This window comes from Dolomitihabitans soli (genome assembly GCF_022213955.1).
GTDB lineage: Bacteria > Actinomycetota > Actinomycetes > Streptosporangiales > Streptosporangiaceae > Streptosporangium_A > Streptosporangium_A soli.
In genome coordinates, this window is sequence record NZ_JAKNTW010000004.1 from 225819 (window position 1) to 249362 (window position 23544).

The following is a 23544-nucleotide window of genomic DNA, read 5'->3' on the forward strand; positions in this document are numbered from 1 at the left end:
ACGGCCCGACGTCGACAGTCCGGGATCACGGCGTGCGCCGCATGCCGATCCGGCCGACCCGTGGGAGGAGTACGGCGTGACCATTCGGGTGGTGATCGCCGATGACCAACCGGCCGTACGCGAAGCACTGCGCTTGACGCTGGACGGCGAACCCGACGTCGAGGTGGTCGGTGAGGCGGCCGATGGAGCAGAGGCCGTGCACCAGGCGCTGTGGCGGCGCCCCGACGTGGTGGTGATGGACCTGCGCATGCCGTACGTCGACGGGATCTCCGCGATCCGGCAGCTCGCCGGCGTGGAGGCGCCGCCGAGGATGCTCGCTGTGACGACGTTCGACACGGACGAGTACCTGTTCGGCGCACTCCAGTCAGGGGCCGCGGGGTTCCTGCTCAAGGACAGTGACCCAGAGCTGCTCCTGGAGGCGGTGCGGGCGCTGCACCGCGGACACGGGCTGGTGGACCCGCAGGTCACCACCCGGCTGATCCACCGCTTCGCGAGACTGTCACCCGCGTCCGCCACCGACGCGCGACGGCGCCTCACCGCTCGTGAGTTCGAGGTGCTCCAGCAACTGGCCCGAGGGCTGAGCAACGCGGAGATAGCCGAAGCCCTGACCATCGAGGAAGGGACGGTCAAGACCCACGTCGCCAGCCTCCTCCGCAAGCTCGGGCTGCCCACTCGGGTGCGCGCCGTCATCTATGCCTACGAGCACGGCCTGGCCCCGCGCCGCTCAGACACCTGACCCCCACCCGTCGTGCGTGGCCGAACAGGTGACCAGACCGATCAGGAATCGAGAAGCGCCGGTCGCCGAGCCGCACCTAGCGTGACCTCCATGGACATCACGATTCACGCGAGCTTCCTCCCGCACGACGACCCGGACGCCTCCCTGGCCTTCTACCGCGACACCCTCGGCTTCGAGGTCCGCAACGACGTCGGATACGACGGGATGCGCTGGATCACGGTCGGCCCTGCCGGCCGGCCCGGCACGTCCATCGTCCTGGAGCCGCCGGTCGCCGACCCCGGCGTCACCGACTACGAGCGCCGTACCATCGTCGAGATGATGGCCAAGGGCACCTACGCCGGCATCCTCCTGGCAACCGCCGACCTCGACGGCACCTTCGGGCGGCTGCGGGCCGGCGGCGCCGAGGTCGTCCAGGAGCCGACCGAGCAGCCGTACGGCATTCGCGACTGCGCCGTACGCGATCCCGCGGGCAACCTGATCCGCATCAACGAGCTCCGCTGAGCCGTCCGGCGCAGCCCTGACCGACTACCGACACCGCCGATCAGGCGTTGCCACGATCGCGCCGACGAAGGAGAACCAGACTTACAGCTCAAAGCTGGTTAAATCTAGCCAGGCGACGCCGATGGAGACCGCCAAGGCGGCCCCGCAACAGATGGAGAAACGATGAGCATGGCCACGAGGACGGATTCGCAGTCGCCTGCGCTGCACGCTGCCGACAGCCACGACCTGATCCGCGTGCACGGCGCGCGCGTGAACAACCTCAAGGACGTCAGCGTCGAGATCCCGAAACGCCGGCTGACGGTGTTCACCGGCGTCTCCGGCTCGGGCAAGAGCTCGCTGGTGTTCGGCACGATCGCCGCGGAGTCACAGCGGATGATCAACGAGACCTACAGCGCCTTCGTGCAGGGCTTCATGCCGACGCTGGCGCGGCCGGAGGTCGACATACTCGACGGGCTGACGACCGCGATCATCGTCGACCAGGAGCGGATGGGGGCCAACCCTCGCTCCACGGTCGGCACCGTCACCGACGCCAGCGCGATGCTGCGCATCCTCTTCAGCCGGCTCGGCCGGCCGCACATCGGCTCGCCCCAGGCCTTCTCCTTCAACGTCGCCTCCATCAGCGGAGCGGGTGCGGTCTCGTTCGAGCGCGGCGGGAAGAGTGTGAAGGAGCGGCGCGACTTCAGCGTCACCGGCGGCATGTGCCCGCGCTGCGAGGGCATGGGCCGGGTCACCGACATCGACCTGTCCCAGCTCTACGACGAGTCCAAGTCGCTCAACGAGGGCGCGCTCACGATCCCCGGCTACAGCATGGACGGCTGGTACGGCCGGATCTTCAGCGGCTGCGGCTTCTTCGACCCCGACAAGCCGATCCGCAAGTACACCAAGGCCGAGCTCCATGATCTGCTCTACAAGGAGCCGACCAAGATCAAGGTCGAAGGCATCAACCTGACGTACGAGGGCCTGGTCCCGAAGATCCAGAAGTCGATGCTGTCCAAGGACAAGGAGGCGCTGCAGTCGCACATCCGGGCGTTCGTGGACCGGGCGGTCACCTTCACCACCTGCCCCGAGTGCCGCGGCACCCGGCTCAGCGAGGAGGCCCGTTCCTCGCGGATCAATGGCACCAACATCGCCGACGCCTGCACGATGCAGATCAACGACCTGGCCGAATGGGTCCGTGGCCTCGACGAACCGCCGGTCGCGCCGCTGCTCGCCAAGCTGCTTCACACCCTTGAGTCGTTCGTGGAGATCGGGCTGGGCTACCTCTCGCTCGACCGGCCGTCGGGCACGCTGTCGGGCGGCGAGGCCCAGCGCACCAAGATGATCCGCCACCTCGGCTCCTCGCTCACCGACGTCACCTACGTCTTCGACGAACCGACCATCGGCCTGCACCCCCACGACATCCAGCGGATGAACAACCTGTTGCTGCGGCTGCGCGACAAGGGCAACACGGTGCTCGTCGTGGAGCACAAGCCCGAGGCGATCGTGATCGCCGACCACGTCGTCGACCTCGGCCCCGGCGCCGGTACGGCGGGCGGCGCCGTCTGCTTCGAGGGCACCGTCGAGGGACTGCGGGCCAGCGACACCCTCACCGGCCGCCATCTCGACGACCGGGCCACCGTCAAAGAGAAGGTCCGCGAGCCCATCGGCAAGCTGGAGATCCGCGGCGCGACGGCGAACAACCTGCGCGACGTCGACGTCGACATCCCGCTCGGGGTGCTCGCCGTCGTCACCGGCGTCGCCGGCTCCGGCAAGAGCTCGCTCGTGCACGGGTCGATCCCCGGCCGCGCGGGTGTGGTCTCGATCGACCAGGGCGCGATCCGCGGCTCGCGACGGAGCAACCCGGCGACGTACACCGGGCTGCTCGACCCGATCCGCAAGGCGTTCGCGAAGGCCAACGGCGTGCGGCCGGCGCTGTTCAGCGCCAACTCCGAAGGCGCCTGCCCCAGCTGCAACGGCGCCGGCGTCATCTACACCGATCTGGGGATGATGGCCGGCGTCGCCACCACCTGCGAGGAGTGCGAGGGGAAGCGGTTCCAGGCGTCGGTGCTGGAATACCACCTCGGCGACCGCGACATCAGCGAGGTGCTCGCGATGTCGGTGACCGAGGCCGAGGAGTTCTTCGGCGCCGGCGAGGCGCGCACGCCGGCCGCGCACGCCATCCTCAAGCGGCTCGCCGAAGTCGGGCTCGGCTACCTCAGCCTCGGCCAGCCGCTCACCACGCTGTCCGGCGGCGAGCGGCAGCGGCTCAAGCTGGCCACCCACATGGCCGAGAAGGGCGGCGTCTACGTCCTCGACGAGCCGACCACCGGCCTCCACCTCGCCGACGTCGAGCAGTTGCTCGCCCTGCTCGACCGGCTCGTCGACTCCGGCAAGTCGGTCATCGTCGTCGAGCACCACCAGGCGGTCATGGCGCACGCCGACTGGATCATCGACCTCGGCCCCGGCGCCGGGCACGACGGCGGCCGGATCGTCTTCGAGGGCACACCCGCCGACCTCGTCGCCACCCGCTCCACCCTCACCGGCGAGCACCTCGCGGCCTACGTCGGCACCTGAAACGAGACCCTCGCGGACGCCGTGGACGAGTTCTCAACTGGTTCGACTCGTCCACTCGGCTCGGCCACGGTTCCTCTTTATGTCAGGACATCGTGATGTTCCGTTGCGGCGGGGTTGGCCGGCCGTTACCTTGACCTCAGGAAGATCCTTGATGATCACCCGAGCCCCCAAGGTGGAGGCGCCATGCGTCCGCTCTCCAGACTCTCCCTGCTCGCCCTCGCGCTCGGCCTGGCCGGTCTGACCGCCGTCTCCTCGGCGGAGGCCGGCGGGGTGAGAACCGTGCACGCCCAGTCCGAGACCCCCGGGCTGTTCGACGACGCCGCGGGCGGCAACGCCAACGGCGACGATCCCGCCATCTGGATCCATCCCACCAGATCCGGCAAGAGCGTCGTGGTCGCCACCGCGAAGGAGGGCGGGCTGTACGTCTACGACCTGGGCGGCGCGCAACTCCAGCACATCCCCGCTCCCGCCGCGCCCGGCCCCGACGACGAGCCCGGCCGCTTCAACAACGTCGACCTGGTCTACGGCTTCCGTCTGGCCACCGGCGCCAAGGTGGATCTGGCGGTGGTCTCCGACCGGGGCCGCGACCACGTGCGTTTCTACGCGGTCGATCCGGCGAAGGCCGCGGCCGGTCGCCCGCCGCTGACCGACGTCACCGACCCGGCCGTACCCTTCGTCTTCAACACCACCCAGCAGCAGGTCAACGACCAGGAGACCGCGTACGGCCTGGCCACCTGGAACGACAGGACCGGCGACTACGCGCTGGTGAGCAGGCGGCACCTGACCTCGGTCGGGCTGCTCAAGCTCGCCGCCACCCCGGGCGGCAGGGTCGGCTACCGGCGAGTGCGCACCATCGATCTGCCCGCCTCCTTCACCCTGCCCGGGGGCGGCTCGTGGACCCCGTGCAACGAACCGGGCGAGCAGCCCCAGGTCGAGGGCATGGTGGTCGACGGCGACCGCGACGTGCTCTACGCCGCCCAGGAGGACGTGGGCATCTGGCGGATGCGCGCCGACCTGACCGGCGACCCGGTGCTCGTCGACAAGGTCCGCGAGTACGGCGTGCCCGGCGCCTACGATCCGGCGACGGAGGAGTGCGTGCCCGGCATCGACCCCGGCGTCGGCGGCGAGCATCTGGCCGCCGATGCCGAAGGGCTGACGATCTACCACACGGGCGACGGCGGCGGCTACCTCCTGGCCTCCAGCCAGGGTGACGACACCTTCGCCGTCTACGAGCGCGCCGGCGGCAACGAGTACGTCGGCCGGTTCCGCGTCGCCGCGGCGGGATCGCTCGACGGCGTCGAGACCAGCGACGGCTCGATGGTCACGAACGTGCCCCTCGGCGCCCGCTACGGCAAGGGCCTGTTCGTCTCGCACGACGGAGTCAACACCCCCGGGACGCCCGACCGGGAGAACACCGACTTCAAGTTCGTGAAATGGGAGGACATCGCAGACCAGCTCGACCTCGACACCGACACCGACGGCTGGCACCCGCGCGACTGACCCCATCCAGACGATCGAGGAGACGACGCCCGTGCGGACCTGACCCTTCCGCAGGGCGTTGAGGACTGGTCTGCTCTCCAGCCTCGCGCGACGGGACCACGTTGCGCGGTTCTTGACGGCCGGGAGGCCCGGCGGAGCGAAACCCGCCGGGCCTCCCGCCCTCAGCCCGCGAGCGCCAGTTCGACCAGGTCGGCCACCGCGCCGTCGGCGCAGTTCCCGACCACCACGTCGGCGGCGGCGCGCACGTCCGGATGCCCGTCGCCCACGGCCGCGCCGAGCCCGGCGACCCCGATCATGTCCAGGTCGTTCGGGTTGTCGCCGATCGCCGCGATCTCCTCCAGCCGTACCCCGCGCAGCGCGGCCAGCTCCCTCAGCGCCGCCCCCTTGGTCGCCCCGGCCGGCAGCACCTCCAGGTAGGAGTCCGCCGAACGGACCAGCGTCGCCCCCGGGATCACCAGCCCGGTCAGGGCCGCGAGGTCCCCGATCAGCATGCACTTGGTGACCGCGCCGGCCACCGCTCCCCACGGCCCGTTCCCGTTCCCGTCCGGCGGGCGCCGCAGCGAGCCGTTGCCACGGCGCTCGTACTCGCGCAGCTCGGGGACGTCGTGCACGGCCAGTTCGTCGTGCCCGCTGAAGACCACCGGATAGACGCCCTCGGGCAGCCGGTCGAGGACCACGCGCAGGGCCGCCCACGCCTCCTCGGCCAGCACCCGCGTCCGCAACACGGCGTCGGTCCGCAGATCGACGGTCCGCGCCCCGTTGTAGAGGATCGCGCCGCTCGACAGTTCCAGTTCCTCGTAGTAGCGGCGAGCGGATCGCTCGCCGCGGCCGGTGGCGATGACCACCTCACCGCCCGCGGCTTGAAAGCGGCGCAGCGCCGCCCTGCTCGACGGCACCATCGCCAGGTCCCGCCGGATCAGGGTGCCGTCCAGATCGGTGACGATCCAGCGGATCACGCGTGTCCTCCCCCGGGCACGAACGCGCCGAGCGCCGACCCCGCTAGGTCGAAGCCGCCGACGTGCGCGAGGTAACCGCCCGGCTCCAGCACCGCCCCGGACAGCGGGATGTAGACGCCGCCGGCCTGCCGGACGAGGAACGAGCCCGCCGCCACGTCCCACGGGCTGGCCCCCAGCCCGAGCGCGGCGTCGGCCCAGCCCCCCGCGACGTGCGCGAGCTTCAACGCCGCGCTGCCCGGCCGCCGCACGGCGGCGAACGACCGGATCAACCGGCCGAACCTGCGCAGCGCCTCATCGCCCTCCTCGTCCAGGTCCCGCGGGGTCGGGTAACTGCTGAGCAACATCGCCTCCCGATCCCGCGTCGCCCCCGCGCTCCGCAACCTGACGTCCCCGCAGTAGGCCCCTTCGAGGCTGGCCACGAACTCGTCCCCCCGAACCGGGTCGTACACCACCCCCGCCACGACCTCGTCCCCCACCGCCGCGGCGATCGACACGCAGAAGAACGGCACCCCGGCCGCGAAGTTGGCCGTCCCGTCGATGGGATCGACGAACCACCGCACCTCCTCGCCATCCGCGATGGCGACGTCGCGATCGTGGTCGGCCGCCGGCCGGGTGCCGCCCTCCTCGCCGATGACGACGCCGCCGGGGCAGTGGCGGGCGATGACCTCGCGGATGGTCTCCTCCGCCGCCTTGTCGTGCTCGGTCACCGGGTCGTGGAAGTCGCGCTTCGTCTCCACCACCAGCGGCGAGCGGAACGCGCCGCGCAGCCGGTCCCCGACCGAGCGGGCGGCGAGCAGGGCGATGTCGGCGAGCTCCTGGGAGCCTTTCAAGTCCACATGTCCTCCAGCAGGTCGAGAAGCCGTCGCAGGTCCCTGACCACGGCGTTTCCGTCGGACGGCGACGACATCCCGCCGTTGCCGCCCGGCTTCGTCGGCACCGTCGCGCCGAGGCCGGCACGACGATCGCTCCACCGCAGTCAACCAGCAGGCCCCCGCGTCCTTCATCCCGGCCGGGTCGCGCCCTGCGAAAGGACATTCACGGCACGCCGGGCGCGCCACGGTCACCGGGTGCTTATTTGTCAGGACATTCTGATGTCCGCTAAACTGATCACAGAGAGTATGCCCGCGAGACGAACCGCCGGCTGTGGAGGAGCGTCCATGAGCACCAAGCTTGAGATCGACCTGGATCGGTCCAGCCCGGTGCCGCTGTACTTCCAGGTCGCCGAACAGATCGCCGAGGCCATCCGCCGAGGCGACCTGACGCCCGGCTCCCGCCTCGACAACGAGATCCTGCTCGCCGATCGCCTCGGGTTGTCCCGCCCGACGATCCGCCAGGCGATCCAGTATCTCGTCGACAAGGGACTGCTGGTGCGCAAACGCGGCGTCGGCACCCAGGTCGTGCACGGGCAGGTCAAGCGGTCGGTCGAGCTGACCAGCCTCTACGACGACCTCCGCCGCGCCGGCCAGGAGCCCGCCACCCGCGTCCTCACCCTCGAACCGGCTCCCGCCGAGGAGGACGTCGCGCAGATCCTCGGCGTCGCGCCCGGCGCCGAGATCCTCCGGCTGGAGCGCCTCCGCTACGCCTCGGGCGAGCCACTCGCGATCATGCACAACTGGCTCCCGCTCGCCCTGGTCCCCCTCACCGCCGAGGGCCTCGAAGAACGCGGCCTGTACGAGGTCCTGCGCGCGGCGGGCGTCCGCATGCGCGTGGCCAACCAGCGCATAGGCGCCCGCGCCGCGACCGTCCCGGAGGCCAAGCTCCTCGCCGAGCGCCGGGGCGCCCCCCTCCTCACCATGGTCCGCACCACCTACGACGACCAGGGACGCGCCGTGGAGCACGGCTCGCACGTCTACCGCGCCTCCCACTACTCGCTGGAAGTCACCCTCATCGAACGCTGACCCGCCCCTTCGAAACGACGTTCCCGGTGAACCCGGCTACGGTGGCACGGTGAAGTTGACCTGGAACGAGGGCGATCAGGAGCACTCGGTGCGCTGGCGCTCGGAGAGCGGCAGGCCGCCGCCCGCGCGGGTGGTCGTCGCGGACGACCGCATGACGGCGGACTCCGCCTACCGCCTGGCCTGCGAAGGCACCGCGATCCTCTGGCGCGGCGATTACCACAACGCGCGGCAGCTCCTGCAGGCCATGACCCGCCGCGCCACCCGGAAGCCCCGCCGGCCCCCGCCCACCCCCGCCGACGCCTTCCACGCCCTCCGCCAGGCCCGCGCCCAGCACGCCCACACGCTGGGCATGCTGCTGATCCCCCTCGACCCGGGCTGGGTCATCCCGCTCCGCCGCGCACCGGACGTACGGCAGGCCTGCGCCGACGTGTACGGCGAGGCGGACGAGCCGTCCGCGATCTCGCTGCGCGAACTGCTGGGCCTGATCGGCGCGAGCGAATGGCGCAGGAAGGGGGTGGACGTGCCGGCGCTGGACGACCGGATCCACCCGCACTACGGCGTCTTCGCACCCGTCCGCGGCGAATACGTCGACCTGGTGGCGACCGCGCCGCTGCCCGCGACGACCCTGGCGTACGACATCGGCACCGGAACCGGCGTGCTCGCCGCGGTCCTGGCCAAGCGCGGGGTCGACCGGATCGTGGCCACCGACCAGGATCCCCGGGCGCTGGCCTGCGCGGCGGAGAACGTCGAGCGGCTGGGCCTGACCGGCCGCGTCGAGGTCGTCGAGGCCGATCTCTTCCCCGCCGGACGCGCGCCCCTGATCGTCTGCAACCCGCCGTGGCTCCCCGCCCGTGCCGGGACGCCGCTGGAGCACGCGGTGTACGACCCCGGCGGCCGGATGCTGCGCGGCTTCGTCACCGGCCTGGCCGCGCATCTGGAGCCCGGCGGCGAGGGCTGGCTGATCCTCTCCGATCTGGCCGAGCATCTCGGCCTCCGGACCAGGGCCGAGCTTCACGCGCTCTTCGAGGAGGCCGGCCTCACGGTCGCCGCGCGCACCGACGCCAAACCCACCCACCCCCGCGTCGCCGACGAGACCGACCCCCTGCACGCCGCGCGCGCCGCCGAGACCACCTCTCTCTGGCACCTCGTCCCGGCACGCGAAGAACCACCCGGCTGATCCTTCGTCCCGTTCAGCCGGCGAGGCCGTGGCGGAAGGCGTACGTCACGGCCTGGGCGCGGTCACGCAGACCCGCCTTGGCGAACAGGTTGTTGATGTGGGTCTTGACGGTCGCCGCGGAGATGTGGAGCTCCTCGGCGATCTCCACGTTCGACCGGCCGGAGGCGATCAACCGGAGCACCTCTCCCTCTCTCGGCGTCATACCGTCGGGAAGGTCACCTGCCCGGGGCGGCCTGCGGGTCACCGCCTCGGCCAGCCGGCGCTGGACCCCGGGATCGAAGTCGGCCTCGCCGCCGGCGACGACGGTGATGGCGCGGGCGAGCGATTCGGCGTCGGCGTCCTTGGTGAGGAAACCGCGGGCGCCCGCGCGCAGGGCGGCGAAGACCGACTCGTCATCGGAATACGTCGTCAGGACCACGACCTGAACGGCCGGGTGCGCCGCCCGGATCCTGCGGGTCGCCTCGACGCCGTCCATCCTCGGCATCCGCAGATCCATCAGCACCACGTCGGGCCGCACGGAGCCGACCAGCCGTACGGCCTCCGCACCGTCGGCGGCGGCCCCGGCCACCTCGACCCCGGGTAACAGCCCGAGCAGCAGGACCAGCCCTTCCCGGACCACCGTCTGATCATCCGCCACCAGCACCCGCACCGGCCCGGTCACGTCGGCACGCCCCGTCCCATCGCCACCCACCACGTCCTCACCTCAGCCCACCGGACACGCCCACCACCGGATCTCCGCCATACCCACCCGGCCGACCGGCCGCTCCCGATCGCCTCGCTCTCTCCTTCCACCTGGCCCGGCGTCTCGCCCGACGAACCGCCACGATCATCATCGCCGTTCGTCGGCGACCGGGCCTGCACGTGAGCACGAACGCGCTCAGGTCGGGACGCGCAGGAACACGCGGAAGCCGTCGGCGTCCGCGCCCGTGGTGAGGGAGCCGCCGATGAGCTCGGCACGTTCGCGCATGCCGACCAAGCCGTAACCGCCGGTCGCCTGCTCGCCGACGGGCCGGCCGCCCCGGTCCCGCACCTCCAGCTCACACCAGCCTCCCTCCTGACTCAGCGACACGCTGGCCGAGGCGCCGGGAGCGTGTTTGCGCACGTTGGTCAGGGCCTCCTGGGCGGTGCGGGCCACCGCGAGGCGGGCGCCCGAGCTGAGCGGGGCGAGGTCGCCCATGACCGAGACGGCGCAGGCCGCACCGGTGATCGAGCGGAACTCCACGGCCAGCAAGTCCAGCCGCTCGGCCAGTGGAAGCTCCTGCCCGCGCAGCGTGTCGAGGGCGCGGCGGGTCTCCTCCAGACCGGCGCGCGCCAACCGTACGGCCAGGTTCACGCGGGTCAGCGCCCCGGCCGGGTCCTCGCCGCGTTCGAGCAGCAGGCGCGCCCCCTCCAGGTGGACGATCTGCGCCGACTGGGAGTGGGCGAGGATGTCGTGGATCTCGCGGGCCAGCCTGCTCCGCTCCGCGTGCACCGCCTCACGGGCCTGCGCCTCGGCGGCCGCGGTGGCCTGGGTCCGGGTCAGGGAGAGCTGGTGGACCAGGAAGGCCACGATCGAGCAGTAGGCGAGGCCCGCCGGGAGGCCCAGCGCGGTACCGAGGTCCAGGCCCATCGCCAGGCAGACGCCCGCCGTCGCCACGACGTCCACGACGGACAACGCGATCGCCCACCGGAGCCGGAGACGGCGCGGCGCCAAGAACACGACCACGAAGGGGAACGCCAAACCGGTGAAGGGCTCGATCGCGTGCAGCGCCAGCCCACCGGCGAGGGTGAACACCAGCAGATGACCGGGCCCCCGGCCGGCCAGCCCCGCCAGGCCGCCGAGAACCGTGGCCGCCCCGAGCAGGAGCACCGGCACGAACACACCCCAGCCCCACCGCTGGGTGGCCGCCACGGTGGTGATGACCGGGCCGTACACCAGGTAGACGGCCAGGATCACACCGAGAACGCGGCGCAGGAGGGGACGGTGGGAGAAGGCCACCCGGCCACGCTAGCCCTCGGCCGAGGGGGACACCATCGGCCCCAGGGTGGAGTCGCGTTCGTCCACCCCCGGACGCGTGAATCATCGGGGCGACCTGAGTCAGGCTCACCCTCATGTCAGCCATCACCGCGAGTCACCTGAGCAAGGACTACGGCGACGTGCGCGCCGTGGACGACCTCTCGTTCACCGTCGAATCCGGCACGATCACCGCGTTCCTCGGCCCCAACGGCGCCGGGAAGACCACGACGCTGCGAATGATCCTCGGGCTCGTCACACCTACCGAGGGCGCGGCGGCCATCGACGGCAGGGCCTACACCGAGTTGGAGAAGCCGATCACCAAGGTCGGCGCCGTGCTGGAGGCGACCGCCTTCCACCCCGCGCTGACCGCCCGGACGCACCTCCGCGTCCTGGCCACCGCCGCCGGCCTGGGCCACGCCAGGGTGGGCCACGTCCTGGATTTGGTGGATCTCGCCGATGCCGCCGACCGCAAGGTCGGCCACTACTCCCTGGGCATGCGTCAGCGGCTCGCCCTCGCCACGGCCCTGCTCGGCGACCCCGGGGTGCTGATCCTCGACGAGCCCGCCAACGGCCTGGATCCCGCGGGCATCCACTGGCTGCGCGGCTTCCTGCGCGCCTACGCCCACGAGGGCGGAGCCGTACTGGTCTCCACCCACGTGCTGACCGAGATCCAGCAGATCGCCGACCAGGTGGTCATCATCGCGCGCGGCGCCCTCGTACGGCAGGCCACCCTGACGTCCGGCACGAACCTCGAAGATCTCTATCTGGAGGCCACCCGATGAACGGTCTCATCCGCGCCGAACTGCTCAAGGCCCGGGCCGGCCGCACGACCTGGGTGCTCGCGGCGATCGCCCCGCTGACCTGCGCGCTGTGGGCCGTCCTGCCGGTGTTCCTGCTGGACCTGGAGAGCGCCATGCCGATGGAGCACCGGGTGGAGAACGTCTACAACATGGCGCAGCAGGCCTACGTGTTCACGCTCGTGCTCGGCGTGCTGGCCATGACCGGGGAGTACCGCCACCAGACGATCACCTGGGCGTTCCTGGTCACCCCGTCGCGGAGCCGGGTGGTGGCGGCCAAGCTGGTCGCGTCGGGGCTCGTCGGGCTGGCCATCGCCGTCGTGTCCGCGCTGGCGACGCTGGCCGCCGGGGCCGCGCTGCTCGCCCTTCGCGGCCACCCGATGATGACCCCGCAGGTGCCGCTGGTCCTGCTCGGGGCGGTGGCGAGCACGACGCTGTACGGGTTGTTCGGGGTGGCGCTGGGCGCGCTGATCCGTAAGCAGGTGGTCGCCCTCGTAGTGGCGCTGCTGTGGTTCATGTACGGCGACTACTTCCTGTCCAGCCTGCTGCCCGACGTGGGCAGGTGGCTGCCCACGGGGGCCGCCCGCGCGGTCGGCGGGATGCACCTGGAGAGCGGCGCGCTGTTGCCCGCCTGGGGCGGCGGCCTGCTGTTCGCGGCCTACGTGACCACGCTCGTGCTCGCCGCCCGCCTGTTCACCCTGCGCCGCGACATCACCTGATCGCCCGACGCGAGCGGAACCGCGTCCAGCACGACGGGTTGACGGGCCGTCGCCCTCATGACCCTGCGCGTCGCCGGCGCCGGAGGATCGCGTCTTGCCCTCGCGGCGGGAGCTCCGGGCCTGTTCGGCTGGCCCGGACCGCCTGAACTACCCTGCCTTTCATGTCGATCACGGATGGTGAACTGGCCCGTACGGCGGCGCAGGCGGGAGCCGCCGTCGTGCGGGCCATGTTCGGCGCGTCGCCGGTGCGTGTGGCGAAACAGGGTGGTGACTTCGCCACGGCCGCCGATCTGGAAGCCGAGAGGGTCATCCTGGACGTCGTTCGCACCGCCCGGCCCGGCGATGCCGTGACCGGCGAGGAGAGCGGGTGTACGGGCCCGGCGGAGGCCGAGCGCAGGTGGCTGGTCGACCCGCTGTGCGGCACGCTGAACTACGCCGTGCGCAACATGCTGGTCGCGGTGAACGTCGCCCTGCGCGTGGGCCCGGACGTCACGGTGGCGGCCTCGGCCGATCCGTTCGCCGACGAGGTGTTCTGGACCGACGGCGTGCACGCCCGCGTCCGCCGCGACGGAGTGGACGAGCCGCTCAGGCCATCGCCGGATTCGCGGCTGGTGGACGTCAACCTCGACCCGCCGTTCCCGAACTCGCCCGCTTTCCGTGCCGTCGCCCTGCTCGCCGACCCGGGGTTCGCTGAACGGTTCCGCCCGCGCGTCGTCTCCACCACCCTGGCGGTGGCCTGGGTGGCCGCCGGGCGGCGAGCCGGCTACGTCACCGACGGCCGGCTGCATGACAGCGTGCACTTCGCCGCCGGGATCGCGTTGTGCCGGGCCGCCGGATGCGTGGTGACCGGCCTCGACGGCCGGCCGCCGCAGACCGGCACGGGCGGGCTCATCGCAGCGGCCGACCAGGAGACCCACGCGGCGCTGCTGGACCTCGTCCGCAACCAGTAGTCCCGTAGGCGGGCCGCCCCGAACTCGACACCGGCCCGAACCATCGTCGTGTCATCGAGCCGCGCCCTGCCTCAGCCGTGTTCCGGCCGCACCCCTTCCTACGCGGCGCCCGCGCGGATCGCGTCCTGCGCGGCGTCGCGCATGGCGGCGTGCAGGATCGCGTTCTGTTCACGGTCGGTGCGGACCTCGATCATCCTCGGCCCCTCGCCCCGCATCGCCTTGGAGAGCTGGTCGGGATCGGTGACCTGGGTGTACGGCGTGCCGGTCGCGGCGGCGACGTAGGCCAGGTCGACTCCGTGGGCGGTGCCGAAGACCCGTTCGAAGGGGTCGCGGAGCGCCGCCTGGGGCAGCAGCGAGAAGATCCCGCCACCGTCGTTGTTCACCACGACCAGGCACAGGTCGGGGCGCGGCTCGCGGGGTCCGGTGATCAGGCCGTTCTGGTCGTGCAGGAAGGACAGGTCGCCGATCAAGGCGTAGGAGGGGCCGTTGTGGGCCAGGGCGGCGCCCATCGCGCTGGACACGGTCCCGTCGATTCCGGAGGCGCCCCGGTTGGCGAGCACCCGCAGCCCGCGCCGGGGCCGCATCGTCTGGTCGAGGTCGCGGATCGGCATGGAGGAGCCGCAGAACAGCAGCGAACCGTTGGGCAGCACGTCGACGAGGTCACGGGCGATACGCGGCTCGCTCAGCCCCGAGGCGTCGAGGATCCCGTCGACCGCGACCCGGGCGGCCAGATCGGCGTGCCGCCAGGAGTGCAGCCAGGCGTCGTCGCCGGCGGCCACCGCGATCTCCGCCGCCTGCGTCACCTGGGTGGCCGAGCGGGTCGGGTCGGGCCAGCGGGTCATGTCGGGCGCCACCACGATGTGCTCATCGGCCCGCTGCAGCCACGACATCAGCGGCCGGGACAGACCCGGCCGGCCGAGGGTGACCACCACCTCGGGCCGGTGCGCGTCGGCGAACTCGGGGGTGCCCAGCAGGAAGTGATAGGCGGAGATCGTGTGGTCGCCGTAACGGGCTCCGCCGCTGGGCTCGGACAGCACCGGCCAGCCCGCCATGCCGGCCGCCGCGACGTAGCGCCGCACGTTGGCCGCGCCGTCGCCGACGACGAGCACGCCGCGCCGGGTCGGCGGGATGTGGAGCGCGACCGGCGGGGGCGCCACCCGGGCGCGCACCCACGCCCCTGCGGCGTCGCCGTCGAGCGGCTCGCACCAGGTGGTGTCGCCGTCCGGGATCAGCGGCTCGCGGAAGGCCAGGTTGAGGTGCACGGGGCCGGGATCGGTCGGGCCGAGCGCGCGCTGGTAGGCGCGGCAGGCGAGGGAGCGCCAGTAGGCCACCTGCCCGGGCCGCTCCTCCGGGACGCCCACCTCGGTGAACCAGCGGACCGCCTCGCCGTACAGTTTGACCTGGTCGACCGTCTGGTTGGCGCCGGTGCCGCGCAGTTCGGGCGGCCGGTCGGCGGTGAGCACGAGCAGCGGGACGCCCGACTCGTGCGCCTCGATGACCGCCGGGTGGAAGTTGGCCGCGGCCGTGCCCGACGTGCAGACGAGCGCCACCGGACGCTCACCGCGGCGGGCCAGGCCGAGAGCCAGGAAGGACGCTGACCGCTCGTCGATCCGCACATGCAGGCGCAGCCGCGACTCGGCGTGGATCGCCATGGCGAGCGGCGCCGAGCGGGAGCCGGGGGCGAGCACCACGTCGCTGAGGCCACAACGCACCATCTCATCGACGAGCACGGTCGCCAGTGCGGTTGCGGGATTCACGGCGTGGGCTCCTTGCGGTGGTCAGGGGCGGCGGGGGAACCGGGTGAAGTCAGGCTTGCGCTTCTCCTTGAACGCGTCGCGGCCCTCCTGTGCCTCCTCGCTCATGTAGTAGAGCAGCGTGGCGTCGCCGGCGAACTGCTGCATCCCGGCGGCGCCGTCGCTCACCGCGTTGATGGCGCCCTTGAGCATGCGCAGCGCCAGCGGCGACTTGTCGAGCAGTTCCCTGCACCACTCGACGGTCTCCTCCTCCAGCCGCTGCAGCGGGACGACCTTGTTGACCAGGCCCATGGACAGGGCCTCCTGCGCGTCGTAGAGGCGGCACAGGTACCAGATCTCGCGGGCCTTCTTCAGTCCCACGGTCTCGGCGAGCAGCCACGCGCCGTAGCCGCCGTCGAAGGAGCCGACCTTGGGACCGGTCTGGCCGAACTGGGCGTTGTCGGCGGCGACGGTCAGGTCGCAGCAGACGTGCAGCACGTGCCCGCCGCCGACGGCGTAACCGGCGACCATCGCGATGACCGGCTTGGGCAGCCGCCGGATCTGCACCTGGAGGTCGAGGACGTTGAGCCGGCCGATGCCGTCGGGGCCGATGTAGCCGTCATCGCCGCGGATCTTCTGGTCGCCGCCGGAGCAGAAGGCCTCGGTGCCGGCCCCGGTGAGGATGACGACACCGACCTCGCCGTCGTCGCGCGCGTGGTTGAACGCGTCCTGCAGCTCGAACAGCGTGGTCGGGCGGAAGGCGTTGCGCCGTTCCGGCCGGTTGATCGTGACCTTCGCGATGCCCTCGGCGGTCTCGTAGACGATGTCCTCGTACTCGCCCGACCGCTTCCAGTCGATCGTATTCACGACCGTCCCCTCCCTCACTGGAGCCCTCGCGCCAGGGCTCTCACCCGCCGAACAGCACCCTCCTCGGTGGTTGTCCGGCATGTCGGCACAAGACTGATCAGCCGTCTTGCGTAATCCCGAATCGTACGGCCCTCCCGAGAGCGGGCCGCACATACTCTGGCATATCCCCTGGTCCGCATGAGCATCGCATCGGCGGAGCAGGCTCGCCCTGTAATCTACGGCCTCGCCCGTCCCGGCTCGCGCGCGCCCCATGGGCTATCGCGGGGCAATCGCTCGGACGTCGAAGTCGCCCCATGTCCTTCATCGGCGGCATCGAGGGGATCGGACCGCCCTCTTGACCCTGCGCGTCCGTCACCGGGCCGCTCGGCACCGGGCCCGACACGGCGTGCGGACGACCGGCGGCGAATCACGCGATCAGGCGATCGGCACTAACCTTACGTCCGTGGCAGTCAGACCTGTGCGCGCGGAGCCCCGGTCCCCGGCCGGGGACCGGGAGTTGCACGCGCTGATCCTGCCGCCGGGCCCGGCCCTGTTCACGGCCCTGCGCACCGCCCTCGACGGTGACGGCCCGGCCGTGCTCCCCCTCTCCCCCGCGCTCCCGGCCGCGGCGCTGTCCGCCGCGCTCACGGCGCTGCGGCCCGCACACGTGGTCACGCCCCAGGGCGTACGGCGGCGCGAGGACGGCGTGCCGGTGCCGGCCGAGGTCGCGGTCGTCATCGCCACCAGCGGCTCGACGGGCACGCCCAAGGGGGTGCAGCTCACGGCCGCCGCGCTGCGGGCCTCGGCGCAGGCGTCCCTGGACCGGGTGGGCGCGCGACCCGGCGAGCGATGGCTGTGCTGCCTGCCTCCCGACCACGTCTCAGGCCTGCAGGTGCTGGTACGCGCCATGCTCGCCGGCACCGAGCCGATCATCCATCCGGGTTTCTCCGCCGGGGCGGTGCTCGCCTCCGGCGCGGAGCACGTCTCGATGGTCCCCACGCAGCTTCGCCGTCTGCTCGACCTCGGCGCGGATCTGTCCGTCTTCCGCACGATCGTGCTGGGCGGGGCGGCGGCCCCCGCCGGGCTGCTCACCGAGGCGAGGACCGCGGGCGGCCGGATCGTCACCACGTACGGCATGAGCGAGACGTGCGGGGGCTGCGTTTACGACGGCCGGCCCCTTTACAATGTAGATTTCAAAGTCGGCGACGACGGGCGGATCCGGCTCGCCGGGCCCGTCCTGTTCTCCGGCTACCGGCTGCGGCCCGATCTGACGGCGGCCGCCCGCGACGGCGACTGGTTCCTGACCTCCGACCTGGGCGAGGTGTCCGCCGGCAGGCTGCGGGTGCTCGGCCGCTCCGACGACGTGATCAACACCGGCGGGGAGAAGGTCGTCGCGGCGCTGACCGCCGCCGTGCTGGCCCGCCACCCCGGAGTCGCGGACGCGGTGGTGGTCGGCAGGCCCGATCCCGAGTGGGGTGAGCGGGTCGTCGCCGTGGTGGTGCCCGCCGACCCGGCCGGCCCACCCGACCTGGGCACCCTGCGTGACTTCTGCCGACAGGACCTGCCCGCGCACGCCGCGCCGAAGGAGTTGGTACTGCTACCCGAACTGCCTCTGCTGCCCAACGGAAAACCCGATCTGGCAGCCCTGCGAATGACTAGTCACATGTAACCAGAATCCTGCAAAACGGAACCACTCGCCCTCCGGTGACGTCTATAAGAGAAGCCGGACTGAGGAAGGAAGCCTGAATGAACCCGAACCGCAAGATGTGGATCTCCGCCGGAGTCGTGGGCGTGGTCCTCGTCGGCGGCTTCACCGTCGCCGCCGCCGCCTCCTCGGGGCGGCTCGACACGGTCAGTCAGGAGACCAGGACCGTGGTGACGCCAGGCCCCGAGGACTCGCCCGCCGAGCCGAAGACGACGCCCACCCCCGAGGACTACGTGGTGTCGGAGAAGATCAACCCGAAGCCTGGGAAGGTCGGTGAGCACTGGACGCCCGACCGGCTCGAAGAGGCGGAGCCGATGCCGATGCCCGCGGTGACGTTCTCGAAGAAATCCGACTAGGGGCCCGCACACAGCCGGCAGGGCGGGCCGCCCGGACAGGTGGCCCGCCCTAGCCATGTCAGGCCATCCCGGGGGCCGACCGCAATATGGACAGCCGGATGGGAATTTACTGCGCTCTGCGGCGTTATTGATACTGGTGCGCCGAGCGGCTCCCTGGCCGCCCCACCCGAAAACCCGCCTTGACAGATGACTCCCCCTGAGGAGGAGGTGCCCTCATGTCGCGAACCGCCGTGGCGACCCCGCCCGAGGTCAGCCCGACGTCACTCGACCAGCTGCTCGACCGAGGGCGAGCACAGGGTCACCTTTCTCTCGACGAGCTTCGTCATGCGTTCGCGTCAGCGGAGATCAGCCCGGCGGAGGGTCGTTCGATACTGCGCGACCTGACCGAGGCCGGGGTGAGCCTCGGCGCCGACGAGGAGCCCGCACTGAGCGCGAAGTCAGCTGTCAAGAAGCCCAGGACCAAGGTGGCGAGCCGCAGGTCCAAGGCCGCCGAGAAGAAGTCGGCCGAACCTGCGAAGGACGTGACGGACCAGCACGACGAGTGGTCCGACACCGAGGAGCCCGAGCGTGAGCCCGAGCGCGAGTCCTCCACCATGGACCTGGACGACCAGTCCTCCGTCATGGGCGACTCCGTGCACACCTACCTCAAGTCCATCGGCCGCCGCACGCTCCTCACCGCGGCCCAGGAGGTCGAGCTGGCGCAGCGGATCGAGGCCGGGCTCTACGCGGAGCACAAGCTCGACAGCGAGACCCAGCTGCCCGAGACCACGCGCACCGAGCTGGAGTGGGTGGTGCAGGACGGCAAGCGGGCCAAGGACCACATGCTGGAGGCGAACCTGCGCCTGGTGGTGTCGGTGGCCAAGAAGTACACCGACCGCGGGATGGCGCTGCTCGACGTCGTGCAGGAGGGCAACCTCGGCCTGATCCGCGCGGTGGAGAAGTTCGACTACACCAAGGGCTACAAGTTCTCGACCTACGCCATGTGGTGGATCAGGCAGGCCATCCAGCGCGGCTTCGCCGACTCCGCCCGCACCATCCGGCTGCCCGTGCACGTTCTGGAACTGCTGTCCAAGCTCTCGCGGATCGAGCGCGACATGCACCAGCGCCTGGGCAGGGAGCCCACGCCCGAGGAGCTGGCGGTCGAGCTGGACAAGAGCCCCGACCAGATCGAGGAGCTGCTGCGCACCAGCCGCCAGCCGATCAGCCTGAACGCCACCATCGGCGACGACGGTGAGACCACCATCGGAGACCTGATCCAGGACGTCGACTCACCGGAGGCGTCCGAGATCGTCGACCGTCAGCTCCTGGCCGACCAGCTACGCGGCGTCCTCGGCAACCTGAGCCCGCGTGAGGCCCGCATCGTGGCCCTGCGCTTCGGCCTGGTGGACGGCAAGCCGCACACGCTCGACGAGATCGGCAAGTACCTCGGCCTCACCCGCGAGCGGATCCGGCAGCTGGAGAAGGAGTCGCTGTCCAAGCTGCGGCACCCCAGCAACACCCGCCCGTTGCTCGACTGGGCGAGCTGACCCCGGTAGCGAAGAAGCCCGGCACCGCGTGCGGTGCCGGGCTTCCGTACGCTCGGATCAGGATTTGACCGTGCTGGGAACGGGACGCGGGAGGCGCGCGATACCGGTGATGCGGTGCTCCTCGCGCAACGTGCGGAGGCGGTCGACCTCGGCGGTCCACCTCGCCCCCTCGGGGGTCGCACGGCCCTTGCGGCGCGCGATGCGGTCGTCGTACGCCTTCACCCCGAAGGTGGCCCGACGGCTCGCCTCGGCGGCCCGGAGCGCCTCGGTCAGCGTGCGGTCGAACTCCAGGCCCGCGGCGCGCAGCCGCTCGGTCGGCAGCTCGACGGCGCCGGCCACCTCACGGTACGCATGCTCGGCCGCACGAGCCTTCTCGAGCAGCTGCGGAAATGTCCTGCCGACCTCCTGGTCGGCGTGGTAACGGACCTCCGCCTCCCGGCTCACACGCGGTCGGAAGAACGCCATCGCCTGCCCCTCCTCGGGCCTTCGCCGGGGCGGACCCGGCGATCTCTCACGCTTGTCAGGGAAACCCTACAGTGCCTGGCCGTACAGTCTGCGCGCGGCGCCCTTTACACAGTAAGGCTCCGTTGGCAGGATGATCCCCATGCCCGCCAAGCGACCACCCATCCCGCTCTCCCGCGAGCGGATCATCGACGCCGCGCTCGACATCGCCGACGCCCAGGGCCTGCGGCGCCTGACCATGCGCCGGCTCGGCGACGCGCTGCAGGTGGAGGCGATGGCCATCTACCACCACGTGCCCGGCGGCAAGGAGGCCCTGCTCGACGCGCTGGCCCAGCACGTCACCACGGTGAACGTCGAGACCGCCCCCTCCTCGTGGCAGGACCTGGCCCGGGCGTGGTGCCATGCGAGCCGTACGGCGCTGCTGGCCCATCCCGGGGTGCTCGCGCTGGCGATGACCAAGCCGCCGCGGGGCAGCGCCGCGGCGGCGATCAGGGAGCAGACCGAGCAGTTGCGCGAGGCGGGGCTGGGCGACCCGCCGGCAGGCGTGCGCGCGATGCGCGCCTACGTCTTCGGCAGCGTGGCCGTGGAACTGCAGCACACCGAGTGGGCGGACCCGAAGGCCCAGCCGGCGGCTCGGGATCCCGATGGCGACACGGCCTTCGAGCAGGGATTGTCCGCCCTGCTCAAAGGGCTTGCCGGTTAAGGCAAAGCGAATTTTACCGATCTGGCAGCGTGTCGCGCTTGGACCGTTATTATCCATAGGGCACCCTGTGTGATAGGTCACAGAACCGTTTCCTGGTGGACCACCCATCCGCTAGGTGGGAACCGTCCTAACGGACTATGTCCCCGGGAAGTGATTGCACCGCACACTTGTTCTGTCAATGTGTGGTTCGCCACACGTCAACCCCAGCTGCTCGCCCGTCGTCACAGAGGGAGAGGGACCCAAACGTCCCGACGAGCCGACCACGAGAGATCCGGAGGCACTACCGATGTGCCCGCACGACCCGTGCTGTCCGTCCGCGGACGCGCATGACCACGAAGCCGCCCGCACCGTCGCAGCCCACCCCGAGCAGGGATGGAGCCTGCTCTGCAATGGCGTGGTGCTGTTCGAGGACACCGGCGAGCTCCTGCCGAGCGGCGTTGTCATCGACCCGCACCGGCCGCTCCCGCTGCTCGGCGCGGCCTGAGGTTCCCTCTAGGCCATCCGGCCGAGCAGCCACTCGGCCACCACCTCTCCCACCCGGGCGGGGTTCTTCTTGAGATCGTGACCCTCACCCGGTAGCACGACCAGCGGGGCGGCATCGGCCTCGTCCGGCACCCCGAACGGGTCACGATCGCCGTTCACCACCAGGACGTCTACTCCCGCGCCTCTCAGCTCGTCGGCTCGGGAGCGTTCCGGCCTGCCCGGCGGGTGGAGCGGGAAGGCCAGCGCGACCACCCCCGCCGCCCCCACCGCCCCCGCCGTACGGCAGGCCACCCGTGCGCCGTTGCTTCGCCCGCCCTGCACCAGCGGCAGCCCCGCGTAGCGCGCGCCGAGCTTGCGCATCAGCCTGCCGACCATGAGGACCCAGGCCTCGTCCTGCCGCGCGGCGGCCCCCGGCGCCCGGCGGCCCGCCAGCCGGAACGGCTGCGTCACCCGCGCGACCGTGACCCCGGCGTCGAGCGCGGCGTCCCGCACCGCGAGGAGATCGGGCGCATCGACTCCCCCGGCGGACCCGTGGGTGAGCACCAGCACCATCCGTGCCCGTGCCGCCTCTTCGACTACGACCGTTCCCGGTCCCTGCGCCGTGGTGATCCGCATGCCGTTCAACGTAGCCGGGTCACCGGCCGGAACGGCGGCGGCCCGCCCAGTGAGACGTCATCCCTGAGCACGACATGACATCCGTCCGTTCGGACGATGAGATTCCGCCGCCGGGTTGTCTAGGTTGGCATCGTGCCGGAAAACTACCTGCCACGTGATGAGTTGCGCGCGACCGTCGAGGCCGCCAGGGAACTCGGTCCCGAGTATGAGTCCGCGCTCGTCGAGTCGTTCGTCGACAAGGTCGACGCCGCCATCGCGGCGCGGGTCCACTCCGAGGTGAACGCGCGGCTGGGCCCGTCCCCCCCGCCTCCCCCGCCTGCCAAGAGCGGCAACGAAGCCCTGTGGACGGCACTGATCTCGATGGGCCTCGGCATCCCGCTCACCGGGATCGCCGCGGGGACCTCCGGGACCATCGGCCTGCTGGTGTCCTGGACCGGCATCGTACTGATCAACTTCGCCGCGGCGATCAACCGCCGCCGCTGACCTCCCCGTCGTACACGGACGCCATCGGCCCGGTGCGCCCTAGAGCTCCCGGGCGTGCCGCAGGCGGACCTCGGCCGCGAGGTCGAGGTCGTCGTGCTCCAGCCCGTAGGCCCACACTCGCTCGGCGTCCTCCTCGCGTCCCCGCAACGGGAGGGTGCGGGCGAGCAGTTCGATCGCCAGCGCGCCCGTCTCCGGTTCGGGGCTCTCCTCCACCGCCTCGGCGAACTCCGCGCAGGCCAGCTCCAGGTGGGCGAGGCCGAGCAGGACACGGAGCCGGGCCGCGTCCTCGATGCCGGGGGTGCGCAGCGCGTGCAGCAGCACCTCGGCCGCCTCGCCGGGCTCGCCGTCCTCAAGCAGCCGTTCCGCGAGCCACTGGGCGGCCCGTGAGCCGAAGTCGGGGTCGCCGGTCGCGATGGTCTCGCGCAACGCCCGCTCGGCCTCCGCCGGGTCGCCGGCCAGCCGGGCCAGGGCCAGGTGCGCCACCGGCAGGTAGTCGGCCCGGGCCAGGCCGATGACCGCCTGCCAGGCGGCCCTCGCCTGCTCGGTGAGCCCGTCACGCTCGAAGCCGCCGGCCAGGTGGCAGGCGGCCTGCGCGGCGAACTCGGGGTGCCCGGTGGCCAGTGCCGTACGGGCCGCCGCGCGGGCTCCCTCGGCGTCGCCGAGTTCCTGCAGCACCACCGCGAGGCCGACGGCGGCCTGGGCGTGGTCGGGGTGGCCGGGGTCGGCGGCCAGCTCCGCGAGGATGCGGGCCGAGCCGTCGAGGTCACCGCTCTCCGCCAGGCGGCGCGCGGTGTCGAGCGCGGGCGTCTCCAGCTCGGGGGGTGTCATCAAGCTCCAATCGATGATCAC

Annotated in this window: 24 protein-coding genes; 15 read left to right on the forward strand and 9 right to left on the reverse strand. The window is 71.6% G+C overall.

The window, feature by feature from the left end; genetic code table 11:
- Positions 1-76: 76 nt before the first annotated feature.
- The 4 genes from MBA17_RS10420 (at position 77) to MBA17_RS10435 (ending at position 5290) form a co-directional block, all read left to right on the forward strand.
- Positions 77-736, forward strand: coding sequence for a response regulator (locus tag MBA17_RS10420; protein ID WP_238496121.1), 660 nt, complete (start codon positions 77-79; stop codon positions 734-736).
- Positions 737-826: 90 nt separating this feature from the next.
- Positions 827-1237 (forward strand): VOC family protein, encoded by a 411-nt coding sequence (locus MBA17_RS10425; RefSeq protein ID WP_238496122.1) that lies wholly within the window; start codon positions 827-829, stop codon positions 1235-1237.
- Positions 1238-1399: 162 nt separating this feature from the next.
- Positions 1400-3790, forward strand: a complete 2391-nt coding sequence (locus MBA17_RS10430) for an ATP-binding cassette domain-containing protein (protein ID WP_455432732.1) — start codon at positions 1400-1402, stop codon at positions 3788-3790.
- Positions 3791-3973: 183 nt separating this feature from the next.
- On the forward strand, positions 3974-5290 hold the full coding sequence (locus MBA17_RS10435; protein WP_238496123.1) for a phytase: 1317 nt from the start codon (positions 3974-3976) through the stop codon (positions 5288-5290).
- 161 nt (positions 5291-5451) lie between these two features.
- On the opposite strand, the gene MBA17_RS10440 is transcribed toward MBA17_RS10435, so the two are convergent.
- Positions 5452-6246, reverse strand: coding sequence for an HAD hydrolase family protein (locus MBA17_RS10440; RefSeq protein ID WP_238496124.1), 795 nt, complete (start codon positions 6244-6246; stop codon positions 5452-5454).
- Positions 6243-7082, reverse strand: a complete 840-nt coding sequence (locus MBA17_RS10445; RefSeq protein ID WP_238496125.1) for an inositol monophosphatase family protein — start codon at positions 7080-7082, stop codon at positions 6243-6245. The genes MBA17_RS10440 and MBA17_RS10445 overlap by 4 nt, the downstream gene beginning before the upstream one ends.
- Positions 7083-7403: 321 nt before the next feature.
- On the opposite strand from MBA17_RS10445, the gene MBA17_RS10450 reads away from it, so the two are divergent.
- Both MBA17_RS10450 and MBA17_RS10455 read left to right on the forward strand, forming a co-directional pair.
- Entirely contained in the window at positions 7404-8144 is a 741-nt protein-coding gene (locus MBA17_RS10450; RefSeq protein WP_238496126.1) for a GntR family transcriptional regulator, read from the forward strand.
- A 49-nt stretch (positions 8145-8193) separates the two neighbouring features.
- On the forward strand, positions 8194-9321 hold the full coding sequence (locus MBA17_RS10455; RefSeq protein ID WP_238496127.1) for a methyltransferase: 1128 nt from the start codon (positions 8194-8196) through the stop codon (positions 9319-9321).
- 13 nt (positions 9322-9334) lie between these two features.
- Here MBA17_RS10455 and MBA17_RS10460 read toward each other — a convergent pair whose 3' ends face one another.
- Together MBA17_RS10460 and MBA17_RS10465 are read right to left on the reverse strand one after the other, a co-directional pair.
- On the reverse strand, positions 9335-9982 hold the full coding sequence (locus tag MBA17_RS10460; protein ID WP_238496256.1) for a response regulator: 648 nt from the start codon (positions 9980-9982) through the stop codon (positions 9335-9337).
- A 216-nt stretch (positions 9983-10198) separates the two neighbouring features.
- Positions 10199-11299, reverse strand: coding sequence for a sensor histidine kinase (locus tag MBA17_RS10465; protein WP_238496128.1), 1101 nt, complete (start codon positions 11297-11299; stop codon positions 10199-10201).
- Between the two features lie 113 nt (positions 11300-11412).
- On the opposite strand from MBA17_RS10465, the gene MBA17_RS10470 reads away from it, so the two are divergent.
- The 3 genes from MBA17_RS10470 to MBA17_RS10480 all read left to right on the forward strand — a co-directional run bounded on the left by MBA17_RS10470 (position 11413) and on the right by MBA17_RS10480 (position 13783).
- Positions 11413-12099 carry an ABC transporter ATP-binding protein gene (locus MBA17_RS10470; protein WP_238496129.1) on the forward strand — a complete coding sequence of 229 codons (687 nt, stop codon included), beginning with the start codon at positions 11413-11415 and terminating at the stop codon, positions 12097-12099.
- Positions 12096-12833, forward strand: coding sequence for an ABC transporter permease (locus MBA17_RS10475; RefSeq protein WP_238496130.1), 738 nt, complete (start codon positions 12096-12098; stop codon positions 12831-12833). Before MBA17_RS10470 ends, MBA17_RS10475 begins: the two co-directional genes overlap by 4 nt.
- Before the next feature lie 161 nt (positions 12834-12994).
- Positions 12995-13783 carry an inositol monophosphatase family protein gene (locus MBA17_RS10480; RefSeq protein ID WP_238496131.1) on the forward strand — a complete coding sequence of 263 codons (789 nt, stop codon included), beginning with the start codon at positions 12995-12997 and terminating at the stop codon, positions 13781-13783.
- Between the two features lie 98 nt (positions 13784-13881).
- On the opposite strand, the gene menD is transcribed toward MBA17_RS10480, so the two are convergent.
- A complete protein-coding gene (menD, locus tag MBA17_RS10485) occupies positions 13882-15540 on the reverse strand; it encodes a 2-succinyl-5-enolpyruvyl-6-hydroxy-3-cyclohexene-1-carboxylic-acid synthase (protein WP_238496132.1) in 1659 nt (552 codons plus the stop codon).
- 21 nt (positions 15541-15561) lie between these two features.
- Positions 15562-16374: a 1,4-dihydroxy-2-naphthoyl-CoA synthase gene (gene menB / locus MBA17_RS10490; RefSeq protein WP_238496257.1), complete on the reverse strand. Its 813-nt coding sequence runs from the start codon at positions 16372-16374 to the stop codon at positions 15562-15564.
- A 451-nt stretch (positions 16375-16825) separates the two neighbouring features.
- On the opposite strand from menB, the gene MBA17_RS10495 reads away from it, so the two are divergent.
- The 3 genes from MBA17_RS10495 to MBA17_RS10505 all read left to right on the forward strand — a co-directional run bounded on the left by MBA17_RS10495 (position 16826) and on the right by MBA17_RS10505 (position 19949).
- Positions 16826-18031, forward strand: a complete 1206-nt coding sequence (locus MBA17_RS10495; protein WP_455432733.1) for an AMP-binding protein — start codon at positions 16826-16828, stop codon at positions 18029-18031.
- A 77-nt stretch (positions 18032-18108) separates the two neighbouring features.
- Positions 18109-18423, forward strand: a complete 315-nt coding sequence (locus MBA17_RS10500; RefSeq protein ID WP_238496133.1) for a hypothetical protein — start codon at positions 18109-18111, stop codon at positions 18421-18423.
- A 215-nt stretch (positions 18424-18638) separates the two neighbouring features.
- Positions 18639-19949, forward strand: coding sequence for an RNA polymerase sigma factor (locus MBA17_RS10505; protein ID WP_238496134.1), 1311 nt, complete (start codon positions 18639-18641; stop codon positions 19947-19949).
- Between the two features lie 57 nt (positions 19950-20006).
- Here MBA17_RS10505 and MBA17_RS10510 read toward each other — a convergent pair whose 3' ends face one another.
- Complete coding sequence (locus MBA17_RS10510) at positions 20007-20414, reverse strand: hypothetical protein (protein ID WP_238496135.1); 408 nt, start codon at positions 20412-20414, stop codon at positions 20007-20009.
- A gap of 139 nt (positions 20415-20553) precedes the next feature.
- Between MBA17_RS10510 and MBA17_RS10515 the strand changes: the two genes are divergently transcribed.
- Together MBA17_RS10515 and MBA17_RS10520 are read left to right on the forward strand one after the other, a co-directional pair.
- Positions 20554-21114, forward strand: a complete 561-nt coding sequence (locus MBA17_RS10515) for a TetR/AcrR family transcriptional regulator C-terminal domain-containing protein (protein WP_238496136.1) — start codon at positions 20554-20556, stop codon at positions 21112-21114.
- A gap of 286 nt (positions 21115-21400) precedes the next feature.
- Positions 21401-21598, forward strand: a complete 198-nt coding sequence (locus MBA17_RS10520; RefSeq protein WP_238496138.1) for a DUF5999 family protein — start codon at positions 21401-21403, stop codon at positions 21596-21598.
- An 8-nt stretch (positions 21599-21606) separates the two neighbouring features.
- On the opposite strand, the gene MBA17_RS10525 is transcribed toward MBA17_RS10520, so the two are convergent.
- Positions 21607-22212, reverse strand: a complete 606-nt coding sequence (locus tag MBA17_RS10525; protein WP_238496139.1) for an alpha/beta hydrolase family protein — start codon at positions 22210-22212, stop codon at positions 21607-21609.
- Positions 22213-22344: 132 nt separating this feature from the next.
- Here MBA17_RS10525 and MBA17_RS10530 point away from each other — a divergent pair, with 132 nt between their 5' ends.
- Positions 22345-22695 (forward strand): hypothetical protein, encoded by a 351-nt coding sequence (locus MBA17_RS10530; protein ID WP_238496140.1) that lies wholly within the window; start codon positions 22345-22347, stop codon positions 22693-22695.
- Between the two features lie 39 nt (positions 22696-22734).
- On the opposite strand, the gene MBA17_RS10535 is transcribed toward MBA17_RS10530, so the two are convergent.
- The gene (locus MBA17_RS10535; RefSeq protein WP_238496141.1) at positions 22735-23523 is read right to left on the reverse strand and encodes a tetratricopeptide repeat protein; all 789 of its coding nucleotides are present in this window, start codon (positions 23521-23523) and stop codon (positions 22735-22737) included.
- Positions 23524-23544: the final 21 nt, after the last annotated feature.

What these genes read in the sequence shown, in the direction of transcription:
- MBA17_RS10430 (WP_455432732.1), top strand. Translation starts at nt 1,400, where the DNA reads ATGAGCATGGCCACGAGGACGGATTCGCAGTCGCCTGCGCTGCACGCT.
- MBA17_RS10505 (WP_238496134.1), top strand. Translation starts at nt 18,639, where the DNA reads ATGTCGCGAACCGCCGTGGCGACCCCGCCCGAGGTCAGCCCGACGTCA.
- MBA17_RS10500 (WP_238496133.1), top strand. Translation starts at nt 18,109, where the DNA reads ATGAACCCGAACCGCAAGATGTGGATCTCCGCCGGAGTCGTGGGCGTG.
- MBA17_RS10535 (WP_238496141.1), bottom strand. Translation starts at nt 23,523, where the DNA reads ATGACACCCCCCGAGCTGGAGACGCCCGCGCTCGACACCGCGCGCCGC.
- MBA17_RS10425 (WP_238496122.1), top strand. Translation starts at nt 827, where the DNA reads ATGGACATCACGATTCACGCGAGCTTCCTCCCGCACGACGACCCGGAC.
- MBA17_RS10470 (WP_238496129.1), top strand. Translation starts at nt 11,413, where the DNA reads ATGTCAGCCATCACCGCGAGTCACCTGAGCAAGGACTACGGCGACGTG.
- MBA17_RS10480 (WP_238496131.1), top strand. Translation starts at nt 12,995, where the DNA reads ATGTCGATCACGGATGGTGAACTGGCCCGTACGGCGGCGCAGGCGGGA.
- MBA17_RS10450 (WP_238496126.1), top strand. Translation starts at nt 7,404, where the DNA reads ATGAGCACCAAGCTTGAGATCGACCTGGATCGGTCCAGCCCGGTGCCG.
- MBA17_RS10435 (WP_238496123.1), top strand. Translation starts at nt 3,974, where the DNA reads ATGCGTCCGCTCTCCAGACTCTCCCTGCTCGCCCTCGCGCTCGGCCTG.
- MBA17_RS10475 (WP_238496130.1), top strand. Translation starts at nt 12,096, where the DNA reads ATGAACGGTCTCATCCGCGCCGAACTGCTCAAGGCCCGGGCCGGCCGC.
- MBA17_RS10515 (WP_238496136.1), top strand. Translation starts at nt 20,554, where the DNA reads ATGCCCGCCAAGCGACCACCCATCCCGCTCTCCCGCGAGCGGATCATC.
- MBA17_RS10520 (WP_238496138.1), top strand. Translation starts at nt 21,401, where the DNA reads ATGTGCCCGCACGACCCGTGCTGTCCGTCCGCGGACGCGCATGACCAC.
- MBA17_RS10510 (WP_238496135.1), bottom strand. Translation starts at nt 20,414, where the DNA reads ATGGCGTTCTTCCGACCGCGTGTGAGCCGGGAGGCGGAGGTCCGTTAC.
- MBA17_RS10525 (WP_238496139.1), bottom strand. Translation starts at nt 22,212, where the DNA reads ATGCGGATCACCACGGCGCAGGGACCGGGAACGGTCGTAGTCGAAGAG.